Raw genomic sequence first — 13857 nt, forward strand, 5'->3', positions numbered from 1 at the left:
TCCTGTAGAAACCCGTTGGTGCCGGTTATTTGGCTTTGGCCTGACGCTGGTAGCGCACCGCTTCGACGAACACATCGGAGTTGGCCGGGTCGTCGAGGTAGGCCGCGACTTGATCCATGTTGCTGTCGATCAATACGCCGTAGCCGTCGTTAGTCTGGAAGCTTTCACCGCTCAGGGCTTTTTGCTTCATGGCCTGGTTGATCTGGTCGAGGTCGAGGTTGTACACCACCAACTCATGCTTGTCGGTCAGCTCAACCCCCCCAATGGTGAAATGCCCGCCGAATTGCGCCGGCACCCTCGCCGACAGATACCAGCGATTGCCATGGCGCGACAGGGTAAACGGATAGGCTTCACGTTCCTTGGGCCTGGCCCGGTAGTAGCTGACGGCCTGATAGCGGTTGTCGCCGATGCGGGTCAGTTCGAGGTTGAGCGGCTCGCCCCAGGCATTGGTGCTGGTCCATTTGCCGAGCAATCCTTTGGGCGCGGGTTCGCTTGTGGGCAGCGGCTCCCTGAAGGTCACCAGACAGCCATTGAGCAGCAGGAACGACAAGGCGATCACAACGACACGCCAGGCTTTCATTCAATACTCCCTATGAACACACCGCTGACCTGTAGGAGCTGCCGCAGGCTGCGATCTTTTGATCTTGTTTTTCTGTTTTTCAAAAGATCGCAGCCTGCGGCAGCTCCTACAGGGGATCGCGTCACACCGACGCCAGCACCAGGTGCATGTAGCGTGTCAGGATGCCGAGCATTTCCTCTTCGGCGGCAGGCTCGTCTACGTTGAGCAGGCCCTGATATTCCATCCGGCCGATAATCGCCGTCAACACCTTGGCATCCTGATGCGGCTCGCGCGAGCCCAGCACCTGGAACAGCTGGCAAGAGCCCTGCAACAGGATTTGCTGATGCGAGCGCACCAGTTCGGCCAGGCGCGGGTTGAGCAATGCCTCCTGACGGAACGCCTGTTCGGCCATCAAATGTTCACGGCGATTGACCAGTTGCCGGTGAACGTAATCGGTCATCAGCCGTGCAATGTCATCCGCCAGTTTCGAGCGCGCCTGCGGGCTGCCATCGCCACTGTCGATCATCTCGCGCAGCAGGCCCTCGTTGTTCACCCAAAGCTTGCCCATGTACGCCGCACTGCGTTCCACGTATTGGGCGAAGGTATCGGTGAGCAGGTCATCGATATCCTTGAAATAGTAAGTGGTCGCCGACAACGGCACTTGCGCCTCGGCGGCCACCGCACGGTGCCGTACGGCCCGTACGCCGTCACGCACGACAATGCGCATGGCGGCATCCAGGATTTCCTGTCGTCGCTGTTCGCTGCCCTGTCGGCTGGCCTTGCGGCCCTGGTACTGAACGCTTTCAGCGACCGCAGTGGCGATACCCGCTGCACCTTCTTGAGCCATTGCACGAATCACGACAGGTATTTCCTCTCAGATGAAAGTAACAAGTTGATACGTTTGTACCAGACAGGCAATAAAAAGCCGCCTCAAAGGCGGCTTTTTAATTGAAACACTTACGCTTGCGGCCGCATGTGCGGGAACAGGATCACGTCGCGGATCGACGGGGAGTTGGTCAGCAGCATCACCAGACGGTCGATACCGATGCCCTCACCCGCCGTTGGCGGCATGCCGTACTCCAGCGCACGAACGAAGTCGGCGTCGTAGTGCATGGCTTCGTCGTCGCCGGCGTCCTTGTCGGCCACCTGGGCCATGAAGCGCTCGGCCTGGTCTTCCGCGTCGTTCAACTCGGAGTAGGCGTTGGCGATTTCACGACCACCGATGAACAGCTCGAAACGGTCGGTGACGTTCGGGTTGTCGTCGTTGCGACGGGCCAGCGGCGACACTTCGAACGGGTACTGGGTAATGAAGTGCGGCTGCTCCAGCTTGTGCTCGACCAGTTCTTCGAAAATCATCACCTGCAGCTTGCCCAGACCTTCGAAGCCCAGCACCTTGGCCCCGGCCTTCTTGGCGATGGCGCGGGCCTTGTCGATGTCGTTCAGGTCGTCAGCGGTCAGCTCGGGGTTGTACTTGAGGATCGAGTCGAACACCGACAGACGCACGAACGGCTCGCCGAAGTGGAACACCTTGTCGCCGTACGGCACGTCGGTGCTGCCCAGAACCAGCTGAGCCAGTTCGCGGAACAGCTCTTCGGTCAGGTCCATGTTGTCTTCGTAGTCGGCGTAGGCCTGGTAGAACTCCAACATGGTGAATTCTGGGTTGTGACGAGTCGAAACGCCTTCGTTACGGAAGTTGCGGTTGATCTCGAACACTTTCTCGAAACCGCCTACAACCAAGCGCTTGAGGTACAGCTCCGGCGCGATACGCAGGAACATGCCCATGTCCAGCGCGTTGTGGTGAGTCTCGAACGGCTTGGCTGCCGCGCCGCCAGGAATGGTCTGCAGCATCGGCGTTTCCACTTCCAGGAAGTCACGCTTCATCAGGAAGCTGCGGATGTGGGCGATGACTTGCGAACGCACGCGGAAGGTCTGGCGCACGTCTTCATTGACGATCAGGTCAACGTAGCGCTGGCGGTAGCGCTGTTCGGTGTCGGTCAGGCCGTGGTGCTTGTCCGGCAGTGGGCGCAGGGATTTGGTCAGCAGGCGCACGTTGGTCATTTCAACGTACAGGTCGCCCTTGCCGGAACGGGCCAGGGTGCCAACGGCTGCAATGATGTCGCCCATGTCCCAGGTTTTCACCGCGGCCAGGGTTTCTTCGGACAGGGTCTTGCGGTTGACGTAGACCTGGATGCGCCCGGTCATGTCCTGGATCACCATGAACGAGCCACGGTTGAGCATGATGCGACCGGCAACCTTGACCGGGATCGCAGCCTCTGCCAGCTCTTCCTTGGTCTTGTCCGCGTACTGTTTCTGCAGTTGCTCGCAGTAGTTTTCGCGGCGGAAGTCGTTCGGGAAGGCATTGCCCTTGGCGCGCTCGGCAGCAAGCTTTTCCTTGCGCAGGGCGATCAGGGAGTTTTCTTCCTGTTGCAGGGCTTGCGGGTCGAGTTCTAGGTCGCTCATGTCTTTAAATATTCCATCTGGTTCGTTGTCCCCGGCCTGCGGTCGGGGATCGCCGGCAAGCCGGCTCCTACAGGGATCGCGGTGTGTCAGCGTATTACAGCCCCGATTTCAGGCTCGCTTCCAGGTATTCGTCGATGTCGCCATCGAGCACCTTGTCACAGTCGCTGCGTTCGATGTTGGTGCGCAGATCCTTGATCCGCGAGGCATCGAGCACATACGAACGGATCTGATGACCCCAGCCGATATCGGACTTGGTGTCTTCCAGCGCCTGGGACGCCGCATTGCGCTTCTGTATTTCCTGCTCGTACAACCTGGCCCGCAGCATTTTCATGGCGGTGTCTTTGTTGGCGTGCTGGGAACGTTCGTTCTGGCAGCTGACCACGGTGTTGGTCGGTACGTGGGTGATACGTACGGCCGAGTCGGTGGTGTTTACGTGCTGACCACCGGCACCGGAGGAGCGATAGGTGTCGATCCGCAAGTCTGCCGGGTTGATTTCGATTTCCACCTTGTCATCGATCTCTGGCGAGACGAACACCGCGGAGAACGAGGTGTGGCGACGGTTGCCGGAGTCGAACGGGCTCTTGCGCACCAGACGGTGCACGCCGATCTCGGTCCGCAACCAGCCAAACGCGTATTCGCCCTTGATGTGCACGGTCGCGCCCTTGATCCCGGCGACTTCACCGGCCGACAGTTCCATGATGGTCGCGTCGAAACCGCGTTTGTCGGCCCAGCGCAGGTACATGCGCAGCAGAATGTTGGCCCAGTCCTGGGCTTCGGTGCCGCCGGAACCGGCCTGGATGTCCAGATAGGCGTTGTTCGGGTCCATTTCATGGCTGAACATGCGCCGGAATTCCAGCTTGGCGAGGCTTTCCTCGAGACGGGCCAGCTCGGCGACGACATCGCCCACTGCGCCTTCGTCGTTCTCTTCAACGGCCATGTCCAGCAGGTCGCGGCAATCGGCCAGACCAGTGTTCAACTCGTCCAGGGTATCGACGATCTGCGCCAGCGCAGCGCGCTCGCGGCCCAGTTCCTGGGCGTATTCAGGTTTGTTCCAGACACTCGGATCTTCAAGCTCGCGATTGACTTCGGTCAGACGCTCATGCTTTTGATCGTAGTCAAAGATACCCCCGAATAGTTTCGGAGCGCTCGGACAGGTCCTTGATGGTGTTCAGGATCGGGTTGATTTCCATGACGGGCAGCACTCGTTGGCGAACTTTTGAAAGCCGGCGAGTATACCGGGAAACGGTCGGTAACGGCAGTCCGCTTGGCCGAAAAGGCGCGCCCTGTAGGAGCAAGCCCTGCTCGCGATGGTCGTTAACGATGACGCGTAAAACCAGATGCCCAGCTGCGCCTTTGGCTTTTTCGCGAGCAGGCTCGCTCCTACAGGGGGATACGGTTTATTCGACCCCAACCTGATTACGCCCATTGTTCTTCGCCGAATACAGCCCCTTGTCCGCCGCCAGGATCAGGTCGCGGCAATTGCTGCCTGTTTTCGGGGTGATGGTCGACAGGCCGATGCTGATGGTCAGGCTCGAACCTTCGGTGGGCGAGTTATGCGGGATCTTCAGGGCTGCTACGGTCTGGCGCAGTTTCTCGGCCACCAGCCGCGCACCGCCCTGGGAGGTGTTGGGCAGTACCACGGCGAACTCTTCGCCGCCGTAGCGGGCCGGCAGGTCCGAAGGCCGGGCACTGGCATCCTTGATCGCCGTGGCAACCTTGCGCAGGGCTTCATCGCCTTCCAGGTGGCCGAAACTGTCGTTGTAGGCCTTGAAGTAGTCGACGTCGATCATCAGCAACGACAACTGGCTCTGCTCACGCAGCGAACGGCGCCATTCCAGCTCCATGTATTCATCGAAGTGCCGACGGTTCGACAACCCGGTCAGGCCGTCGGAATTCATCAGGCGTTGCAGCACCAGGTTGGTGTCGAGCAGTTGCTGCTGGCTGACCCGCAACGCGCGGTACGCCGCGTCCCGTTGCAGCAGGGTCATGTAGGAGCGCGAGTGATAGCGGATGCGTGCAACCAGCTCAATGTTGTCCGGCAGCTTGACCAGATAATCGTTGGCTCCGGCCGCGAAGGCCGCGCTCTTGATCAACGGGTCTTCCTTGGTCGACAGGACGATGATCGGAATGTCCTTGGTCGCCGGGTGATTGCGGTATTCACGCACCAGGCTCAGGCCGTCAAGGCCGGGCATCACCAAATCCTGCAGGATCACTGTCGGCTTGATGCGGACCGCGTGGGCGATGGCCTGGTGCGGGTCGGCGCAGAAGTGGAAATCGATATTCTCTTCGTTCGCCAAACCGCGGCGCACGGCTTCGCCGATCATGGCCTGATCGTCCACCAGCAACACCATGGCAGCGTTTTCGTCGGTCTTATAGCCGTCGAGCTGTAGTTCATTCATATGCGGTCACCTGAGTACTACTTGAGCCAGGAATGAGGAAAAAGGTGCTCATTTGGCGAAAATCTCCAGCAATCGTGGTGCTATCTTGTCCAGCGGGCGAATTTCCACGGCAGCGTCGATAGCCGCGGCCGCCTTCGGCATGCCGTACACCGCACTGCTGTTTTGGTCTTGTGCGATGGTCAGGAAGCCCTGTTGGCGCATGAGTTTAAGCCCCTGGGCGCCATCACGCCCCATGCCGGTGAGCAAAACCCCCACGGCGTCACCGTTCCAGTAACTGGCCACGCTCTCGAAGAACACATCGATGGAGGGCCGGTAGATCTCGTTGACCGGTTCGGCGGTATAGGCCAGCGTGCCGTTTTTCAGCAAGCGAATATGGTGATTGGTGCCGGCCAGCAATACCGTGCCGCTTTGAGGCGGCTCGCCTTCCTCGGCCAGGCGCACATTGAGGCCGCTGGCGCTGCTGAGCCATTCAGCCATGCCGGCAGCAAACACCTGGTCCACGTGCTGCACCAGCACGATGGCCGGAGAGAAATCACTCGGCAGTCCCTTGAGCAAGACTTCCAGCGCTGCCGGCCCACCGGCGGATGAGCCAATGGCGATCAGGCTCTGGCGTGAACCCGAACTGCGCAACGGTGCCGGCGCCGGGCGCGGGCGGTTGCCCTTGTCGCCGATCAGCCAGCCGATGTTAAGGATCTTGCGCAACAAAGGCGCGGCGGCTTCCTGGGCATTGCCGGCGCCGAGGGCCGGGGTGTCGACCACGTCCAGCGCACCGTGGCCCATAGCCTCGAACACCCGGTGCACGTTCTGCTGGCTATCCACAGTGACGATGACGATGGCACACGGGGTCTCGGCCATGATCCGCCTCGTGGCCTCGACGCCGTCCATCACCGGCATGATCAGGTCCATCAGAATCAGGTCCGGCGTGTCCAGCGCGCACTGGCGCACCGCCTCGGCGCCATTGCCGGCGACCCAGATCACCTCGTGTGTCGGCTCGAATGCCAGGGCGCGGCGCAGGGCCTCCACCGCCATGGGCATGTCATTGACGATTGCGATCCTCATGCCCGCGCTCCTCCGATGAGCTCGACCACCGCATCGAGCAAGGCGTCGTCATGAAAACTGGCCTTGGCTAGATAATAGTCGGCCCCGGCATCCAGTCCACGGCGCCGGTCCTCTTCGCGATCCTTGTAGGACACCACCATCACCGGCAGCGATTGCAGGCGACTGTCCCGACGCAGCAGCGTGACCAGTTCGATGCCGTCCATGCGCGGCATATCGATGTCGGTGATCAGCAGATCGAAATCCTCCGAACGCAGCGCATTCCAGCCGTCCATGCCGTCCACCGCAACCGCCACGTCGTAGCCGCGATGGAGCAACAGCTTGCGCTGCAACTCACGCACGGTCAGGGAATCATCCACCACCAGAATTCGTTTGCGGGCCGCCTCGACCACCTGATTGCTGTGACGGGCAATGCGCTCCAGACGCCCCGTGTTGAGCAATTTATCCACCGAACGCAGCATGTCTTCGACATCGACGATCAGCACCACCGAACCGTCGTCGAGCAGGGCCCCGGCGGAAATGTCCTGCACCTTGCCCAGACGCTCATCCAGCGGCAACACCACCAATGTCCGCTCACCGATAAACCGTTCCACTGCCACGCCGTAGATCGCATCGCGCTCGCGAATCACCACGACTTTCAGGGTTTGCCCGCTGTTCTGACTGGCCGGACGCTGCAGCAACTGACTGGCCGCCACCAGGCCGACATGCCGGCCTTCGTGCCAGAAATGCTGGCGGCCTTCGACCTGCACGATATCCGCCGGCTCCAGGTCGCACATGCGCTCGATATGCGCCAGCGGGAAGGCATAGGCTTCGTCGCCGACTTCCACCACGAGGCTGCGCACCACCGACAGGGTCAGCGGTACCTCAAGGTGGAAACGACTGCCCTCGCCCGCCGTCTGCTCCAGCACCACCGCGCCGCGCAACTGCCGGACCATATGCTGCACCGCATCCAGGCCGACGCCGCGACCGGACACCTCGGTGACCGTGTCGCGCAAACTGAAACCGGGCAGGAACAGAAACGTCAGCAGCTCTTCTTCGCTCAACTGCGCGGCGGTTTGCGCGGGCGACAAACTACGTTCAACGATGCTGCGACGGAGCTTTTCCAGGTCCACGCCGTTACCGTCATCGCTCAATTCCAGCACCAGCAGGCCGGCCTGATGCGAAGCGCGCAGGCGAATCAAACCTTCCGCCGGCTTGCCCGCCAGCAGGCGCTGTTCCGGGGTTTCGATGCCGTGGTCGACCGCATTGCGCAACAAGTGAGTCAGCGGCGCTTCGAGCTTTTCCAGCACGTCGCGATCAACCTGAGTCTTCTCGCCTTCAATCTCCAGTCGCACCTGTTTGCCCAGATCCCGCCCCAGATCACGGACCATACGCACCTGACCGGTCAGCACATCGGCAAACGGCCGCATGCGACAGGCCAGCGCCGTGTCGTATAACACCTGTGCCCGCTGGCTGGCATGCCAGGCGAACTCATCGAGTTCGGTGTTCTTTTCCATGAGCAATTGCTGGGATTGCGCGAGCAAGCGCCGCGCATCCTCAAGGGCTTCCCGGGCCTCCAGGCTCAAGGCGTGATCCTTGAGATGCACGTTGAGACTCTCCAGTGCACGCAGGCTGTTGCTCTGCATGCGCTTGAGGCGCTGCATGGTCGCAAGGTGCGGCTTGAGCCGCAGGGTTTCCACCAGGGATTTGCTCGACAGATCGAGCAGGCTGTTCAGGCGTTCGGCGGTGACACGCAGCACGCGTTCGCCGTTTTCGGCGGTGCGTGTGATCTTGCGCGGGGCTGGCGCCGATGGCTGTTCGTCGGCAGGCGCCAACGACTCGACCTTGGGCGCGGGTGCTTCGAGTTGAAGTTCGGCCATCACCGGTTCTGCTGGTGCAATCAACGGCGCCGTCGGGTCCAGTAACCGCGCCATCAATGCCACATAAGCGTCGATGTCCGCGTCCCCCGGCGTGCTGCCTGGCGTGGCAATGCGCATCAGCAAATCGGTGCCTTGCAACAACGCATCGATGTGCCCGGGACGCAGCACCAGGCGCCCTTCCTGGGCACTGACCAGGCAATCTTCCATCACATGGGCAACGCTGACCCCGGCATCGACACCAACGATCCGCGCCGCCCCCTTGAGTGAGTGCGCCGCACGCATGCACGATTCAAGTTGATCGGCCAGGCTCGGGTCGCGCTCAAGCGCCAGCAGGCCGACACTCAAGACCAGGGTCTGGGCTTCGGCCTCCAGACTGAACAACTCCAGCAAAGAGGCGTCGCGCATTTGCTCGGGGGTCATGTGAGGCTCCGGGTCACGGCGGACAGCAGCTGCTCTTCATCCAGCCAACGCAGGCTGCGACCTTTGAATTGCAACACGCCACGGGTGTATTTGGCGCTGGCCTGAGCACCCGAGCGCGACGCGGCATCGAGGACGTGCTCGTCGATGGCGTGAATCCCGTCGACCTCATCCACCGGCACCACCACCGGCCCGCCATCGGCGGCGATGATCAACATGCGTGGCATGACCCGCGCGCCGGGTGCCACGTTGCTGGTGCCGTCGAGGCCGAGCAGCTCCACCAGCGACAGGCAGGCGACCAGCGCACCGCGCACATTTGCCACGCCGAGCAAGGCCCGGGAACGCTGGTGTGGCAAAGAGTGAATCGCTTGCAGCGGCGCCACCTCGACCAGGCTACGAGTCGCGAGACCCAGCCACTCTTCACCCAGACGGAACATCAACAGCGAGCGGGCTTTCACCTCGCTCTCGACCGCGACGGACACTGGCCCGCGATCCTCCTGCTGCAACGCATAGCGATCGAGCAAGCGTGTGGCGGCCGCCGAATACACCGCACAATTGCGGCAATGAATATGCTCGCTGAGCAGCGGGCAGGACTTGTCGCCGTGGATACCAATGCGGTTCCAGCAGTCGTCGATGGCCTGGGCATCCCGGGTGACACTAAAGGTGTCGGTGGCGATCATCGTTTACGCTCACTGTCGGCGGCGCGCTCGCTGCGGGCGGCACGCTGCTGCAATCGTCTGGCCCCCGTCGCGTCGCCCTGGGCCTGCAGCAATGCGGCCAAGTGCATCAACGCATCGGGATGTTGCGGTTCGAGGTACAACGCCTTGCGATAAAAGCCCTGGGCTTCGAGGACGTTTCCGGCGACATCGCTGAGCAGTCCCAGCCAATAGAACACCTGGGCTACCGGTTCATGACCGCGCAAATAGTTTTCACAAGCGGCCCTCGCCTCGGCGCTTTTGCCTTCATCGGCCAGCGCGGCGATGTTCGCCAGCAGCACGGCCGTATCGGTGCCAGACGTTTTCGGCGCAGAAGCCAGCGGAACAACACTGGCAAATGGGCGACTGCGCACTGGCGCAGGCGGTGGGTTGCGTAGCGGTTGCGGCACAGGCAATGGTGCTGGAACGAATGCCGGCAAGGGTTCGAAGTCCGGAGTCCCCTGTCGACTGAACGCGAAGGACTGTGCGATACCGATCGAACGCATCCCCAAACGCCCCAGCAGACTGCCTTCGGCCGGACCGATAAACAGCACGCCGTCAACGTGGGTCAGGCATTTGAGCACTTCGAAGACTTGCTTCTGGGTCGGCTGGTCGAAGTAGATCAGCAGGTTGCGACAAAACACGAAATCGAATGGCGGTTCGCCGGCCAGTAACGCCGGATCCAGCAGATTGCCGACCTGCAAGCGCACCTGCTCCTGCACACACGGGTTCAGGCGATAGTTGTCACCCTCGGCAATGAAATGGCGATCGCGAAACGCAATGTCGTCGCCCCGAAAGGAATTCCTGCCGTACAAGGCGCGCCCGGCTTTTTCCACCGACAGCGGGCTGACGTCCATGCCGTCGACCTTGAACTGGTGCGGCTTGAGCCCGGCATCGAGCAATGCCATGGCGATCGAGTAGGGTTCCTCGCCAGTGGAACACGGCAGGCTGAGGATCCGCAGGGCACGCAGATTGTTGATTTCAGCCAGACGTTTGCTCGCCAGTTTCGCCAGGGTGGCGAAGGATTCCGGATAACGGAAGAACCAGGTTTCCGGAACGATCACCGCTTCGATCAACGCCTGCTGTTCGTCCCGCGAGCCCTGCAAGGTGCGCCAATACTCATCGGCCGAGGGTGCTTGCGCCGCAATGCTGCGCTGGCGCACCGCTCGCTCGATGATTGCCGGCCCCACGGAAGTCACATCGAGTCCGATACGCTCCTTGAGGAAGTCGAAAAAACGCTGATCGCTGTTCATGGCCGCTCCTCCAGCAGCGCCGGATCCAGTGGCGGCGAGGGGAACAACAAGGCGCGAACCTGTTCGTCCAGCAGATCGCTGACCCGTACCCATTGCAGCAAGCCCTGCTCGTCCTTGCGCACCGGCCCGAGGTAAGGCGCCTGGCGATTGTCCAGACCGTAGGGCTGAAAATCCGCCGGATCGCAGCGCAAGGTGTCGGTCGCCTGTTCCAGAATCAATCCGAGCAACTGTGTTTCGGTAGTTTCATCCGGGCGATAGCTGACCAGCACCAGTCGCGTGCTGGTACGGGCCTGCGCAGGCGTACCAAACGTCAGTGCGCTCAAGTCGATCACCGGCACCACGGTGCCCCGATAGGCGAACACCCCGGCGACCCAGACGGGTGCATGGGGAATGGGCTTCAAGGGCAGGCGCGGCAGCACTTCCGTCACCTCGATGGCTTGCAAGGCATAGCGCTCGCTGCCGATGCGGAACACCAGAAACAATGCATGCGGCGCCTGCTTCACGGCAGAGCGTTTGGCCGAGATTTCGCTCATCAGACTTTGAATCGCGTAACGCCGCTGCGCAGCCCGACGGCCACCTGGCTCAGCTCATCGATGGCGAAACTGGCCTGACGCAGAGACTCGACGGTCTGGCTGCTGGCATCGCCCAACTGCACCAGCGCGTGGTTGATCTGCTCGGCGCCGGTGGCCTGGGCCTGCATGCCTTCGTTGACCATCAGCACCCGCGGCGCCAGCGCCTGAACCTGATGGATGATCTGCGACAACTGCTCGCCGACTTGCTGCACCTCGGACATGCCGCGACGCACTTCCTCGGAGAACTTGTCCATGCCCATGACCCCGGCCGATACCGCCGACTGGATCTCGCGAACCATCTGCTCGATGTCATAGGTGGCCACCGCCGTCTGGTCCGCCAGACGCCGCACTTCGGTAGCGACCACGGCAAAACCGCGTCCGTATTCCCCGGCCTTCTCGGCCTCGATGGCGGCGTTGAGCGACAACAGGTTGGTCTGGTCGGCGACCTTGACGATGGTCACCACCACCTGATTGATGTTGCCGGCCTTCTCGTTGAGGATCGCCAGTTTGGCGTTGACCAGATCGGCTGCGCCCATCACCGAGTGCATGGTTTCCTCCATGCGTGCCAGGCCCTGCTGGCCGGAACCGGCGGCTACGGAAGCCTGATCGGCGGCGGTGGAAACCTCGGTCATGGTGCGCACCAGATCCCGGGAAGTGGCGGCGATTTCACGGGAAGTCGCACCGATTTCCGTGGTGGTGGCGGCAGTTTCGGTGGCGGTGGCTTGTTGCTGCTTGGACGTCGCGGCGATCTCGGTCACCGACGTGGTCACCTGCACCGACGAACGCTGGGCCTGGGACACCAGGGATGTGAGCTCGGTCATCATGTCATTGAAGCCGGTCTCTACCGCGCCGAATTCGTCCTTGCGCTCCAGATTCAGGCGGCTGCTGAGGTCACCAGTGCGCATGATCTCGAGGATTTTCACGATGCGGTTCATCGGCGCCATGATGGCGCGCATCAATAGCAAACCGCAGAGCCCGGCAGCCAGGACAGCCACCAGCAGGGAAATGCCCATGCTGATTTTTGCCGCAAGCAGGGCGTCGTCGATGGCGGCCAATTCGTGGTCGGCCACCACTTTGTTTTCGCGGAGGATGTCGTTGAGCTTCGTGCGACCTGCGGTCCAGGCCGGGGTCAGTTGCTCGGTGAACAACTTGACGGCCTCGGGCCCCTGGTTGCGGATGTGCAGATCGAGCACTGCCGCCAGAATCCTGCTGAACTCCTCGTGCCGTTGTTCGAAAGCGGCAAACTCGACCTTGTCTTCATCGGTCGTGATGGTGTTGCGGTAGTTGCCTATCTGCTCCAGCAGACGCGTTTCGAAAGCCTTGAACTCCGCGGCGTCTTCGCTGCTGATACCCTGCCCTTCCTTCAAGCCGAGCAATTCCTGAGTTTGCAGGAAAGTGTCGACCCAGGCGCTGCGAATCATCGAACTGTAATAAACCCCCGGCAAAGCGTCGTCCCGGACGCTGGCTTCGCTCTCTTCGATCTTCAGCAGTCGCGAATAGGAGAGGACCACCATCAGCAACATGATGGCGATGATTACCGCAAAGCTCGCCAAAATGCGTTGGCGCAACGTCCAGTTCTTCACAGTCAATCCTCGAGGCCGGTTCGAAATGCGGGGAGTATAGCCGAGGGCGGTGTTTCATTTATAAGACGGATGCGCGCCACTTCGCATCCCGTTGAAAAAAGGCGGGATGGGCTCTGGGTTGGGACTGTCCGTTAATTGGGGGGATAGGTGATAGGGGTGATTCGGTAGAAAGAGGCGGTGGAATGGTCATTGGGGGATTGAGTACTGCTTGAAAGATCAAAAGATCGCAGCCTGAGGCAGCTCCTACAAGTGAACACCGATCCAATGTAGGAGCTGCCGCAGGCTGCGATCTTTACAGGGCCTTACAGAGAGGCCTGGCGAACCTGCTTCTCCAGTTCAGCCTTCAGCCCCGGCTCCAGCTTGAGCTCCCGCGCCAGCTCATCGAGGTAGGCCTTCTCCATGAAACTTTCCTCGTCCACCATCATCACGCTGGCGATGTACATCTCGGCGGCGATTTCCGGGGAGCGGGCGGCGCGGGCGACATCGCTCGGGTCCAGCGGCTTGTTGAGCTCGGCGTGCAGCCAGTGTTGCAGTTCCTGATCGCTGTCGAGCCGGGTGAATTCGCCTTCGATCAAGGCACGCTCACGCTCATCGACATGACCGTCAGCCTTGGCCGCCGCCACCAGCGCCTTGAGAATCGCCTGACTGTGCAGCTCGACTTGCGCGGCCGGCACGCGGTCCAGGGTTTGCGGTTCCGTACCGGCCGCACCGCCCTGCTGCGCTTGCCAGTTGCCGTAGGCTTTGTAAGCCAGCGCGCCCAACGCGGCGAGACCGCCGTAGACCGCAACCTTGCCCCCGACTTTACGGGCCTTTTTGCTGCCGAGCAGCAAGCCCATGGCGCCTGCCGCCAATGCCCCGCCACTCGCGCCGGAGAGCAAGCTGCCGAGGACACTGGTGCCACCGCTCGCACCCTTTTGCTGGGAGCTACCGGCCTTGTTCTGCAACAGGTCCTGGCCGGATTTGAGTAGTTGATCGAGCAATCCACGGGTGTTCATTTGCCGCCT

At 61.5% G+C, this 13857-nt stretch carries 12 protein-coding genes; all 12 read right to left on the minus strand.

The genetic code is table 11. The annotated features are described in order from the left end of the window. Positions 1–25: 25 nt before the first annotated feature. On the minus strand, positions 26–580 hold the full coding sequence (locus AC1DKH_RS26170) for a hypothetical protein (RefSeq protein ID WP_477787869.1): 555 nt from the start codon (positions 578–580) through the stop codon (positions 26–28). Between the two features lie 121 nt (positions 581–701). Then, entirely contained in the window at positions 702–1418 is a 717-nt protein-coding gene (locus AC1DKH_RS26175) for a TetR/AcrR family transcriptional regulator (RefSeq protein WP_046041074.1), read from the minus strand. Positions 1419–1516: 98 nt separating this feature from the next. Continuing rightward, positions 1517–3019 carry a lysine--tRNA ligase gene (gene lysS, locus AC1DKH_RS26180; RefSeq protein ID WP_477759821.1) on the minus strand — a complete coding sequence of 501 codons (1503 nt, stop codon included), beginning with the start codon at positions 3017–3019 and terminating at the stop codon, positions 1517–1519. Between the two features lie 94 nt (positions 3020–3113). After that, positions 3114–4209, minus strand: a protein-coding gene (prfB, locus tag AC1DKH_RS26185) for a peptide chain release factor 2 (RefSeq protein WP_185754790.1) whose coding sequence is annotated in 2 segments (ribosomal slippage) — positions 3114–4136 and positions 4138–4209 — 1095 coding nt in all. Because the reading frame shifts where the segments join, the coding sequence is not laid out codon by codon here. A gap of 207 nt (positions 4210–4416) precedes the next feature. Further along, entirely contained in the window at positions 4417–5418 is a 1002-nt protein-coding gene (locus AC1DKH_RS26190) for a diguanylate cyclase domain-containing protein (protein ID WP_477799749.1), read from the minus strand. Between the two features lie 48 nt (positions 5419–5466). After that, on the minus strand, positions 5467–6477 hold the full coding sequence (gene cheB / locus AC1DKH_RS26195) for a chemotaxis-specific protein-glutamate methyltransferase CheB (RefSeq protein WP_477799750.1): 1011 nt from the start codon (positions 6475–6477) through the stop codon (positions 5467–5469). After that, positions 6474–8753 (minus strand): response regulator, encoded by a 2280-nt coding sequence (locus AC1DKH_RS26200; protein WP_477799751.1) that lies wholly within the window; start codon positions 8751–8753, stop codon positions 6474–6476. The genes cheB and AC1DKH_RS26200 overlap by 4 nt, the downstream gene beginning before the upstream one ends. Further along, positions 8750–9430 (minus strand): chemotaxis protein CheW, encoded by a 681-nt coding sequence (locus AC1DKH_RS26205; RefSeq protein ID WP_477799752.1) that lies wholly within the window; start codon positions 9428–9430, stop codon positions 8750–8752. Before AC1DKH_RS26205 ends, AC1DKH_RS26200 begins: the two co-directional genes overlap by 4 nt. After that, complete coding sequence (locus tag AC1DKH_RS26210) at positions 9427–10698, minus strand: CheR family methyltransferase (RefSeq protein WP_477799753.1); 1272 nt, start codon at positions 10696–10698, stop codon at positions 9427–9429. The genes AC1DKH_RS26205 and AC1DKH_RS26210 overlap by 4 nt, the downstream gene beginning before the upstream one ends. Next, a complete protein-coding gene (locus AC1DKH_RS26215) occupies positions 10695–11231 on the minus strand; it encodes a chemotaxis protein CheW (protein WP_477799754.1) in 537 nt (178 codons plus the stop codon). Before AC1DKH_RS26215 ends, AC1DKH_RS26210 begins: the two co-directional genes overlap by 4 nt. Next, positions 11231–12853 carry a methyl-accepting chemotaxis protein gene (locus AC1DKH_RS26220; protein WP_477799755.1) on the minus strand — a complete coding sequence of 541 codons (1623 nt, stop codon included), beginning with the start codon at positions 12851–12853 and terminating at the stop codon, positions 11231–11233. Before AC1DKH_RS26220 ends, AC1DKH_RS26215 begins: the two co-directional genes overlap by 1 nt. A gap of 302 nt (positions 12854–13155) precedes the next feature. After that, positions 13156–13848 (minus strand): tellurite resistance TerB family protein, encoded by a 693-nt coding sequence (locus tag AC1DKH_RS26225; protein WP_477799756.1) that lies wholly within the window; start codon positions 13846–13848, stop codon positions 13156–13158. Between the last annotated feature and the right edge of the window lie 9 nt (positions 13849–13857).

The sequence above is a fragment of the Pseudomonas sp. 05L36 genome (assembly GCF_056398125.1).

What these genes read in the sequence shown, in the direction of transcription:
- AC1DKH_RS26190 (WP_477799749.1), bottom strand. Translation starts at nt 5,418, where the DNA reads ATGAATGAACTACAGCTCGACGGCTATAAGACCGACGAAAACGCTGCC.
- AC1DKH_RS26200 (WP_477799751.1), bottom strand. Translation starts at nt 8,753, where the DNA reads ATGACCCCCGAGCAAATGCGCGACGCCTCTTTGCTGGAGTTGTTCAGT.
- AC1DKH_RS26170 (WP_477787869.1), bottom strand. Translation starts at nt 580, where the DNA reads ATGAAAGCCTGGCGTGTCGTTGTGATCGCCTTGTCGTTCCTGCTGCTC.
- AC1DKH_RS26215 (WP_477799754.1), bottom strand. Translation starts at nt 11,231, where the DNA reads ATGAGCGAAATCTCGGCCAAACGCTCTGCCGTGAAGCAGGCGCCGCAT.
- AC1DKH_RS26225 (WP_477799756.1), bottom strand. Translation starts at nt 13,848, where the DNA reads ATGAACACCCGTGGATTGCTCGATCAACTACTCAAATCCGGCCAGGAC.
- AC1DKH_RS26205 (WP_477799752.1), bottom strand. Translation starts at nt 9,430, where the DNA reads ATGATCGCCACCGACACCTTTAGTGTCACCCGGGATGCCCAGGCCATC.
- lysS (WP_477759821.1), bottom strand. Translation starts at nt 3,019, where the DNA reads ATGAGCGACCTAGAACTCGACCCGCAAGCCCTGCAACAGGAAGAAAAC.
- cheB (WP_477799750.1), bottom strand. Translation starts at nt 6,477, where the DNA reads ATGAGGATCGCAATCGTCAATGACATGCCCATGGCGGTGGAGGCCCTG.
- AC1DKH_RS26210 (WP_477799753.1), bottom strand. Translation starts at nt 10,698, where the DNA reads ATGAACAGCGATCAGCGTTTTTTCGACTTCCTCAAGGAGCGTATCGGA.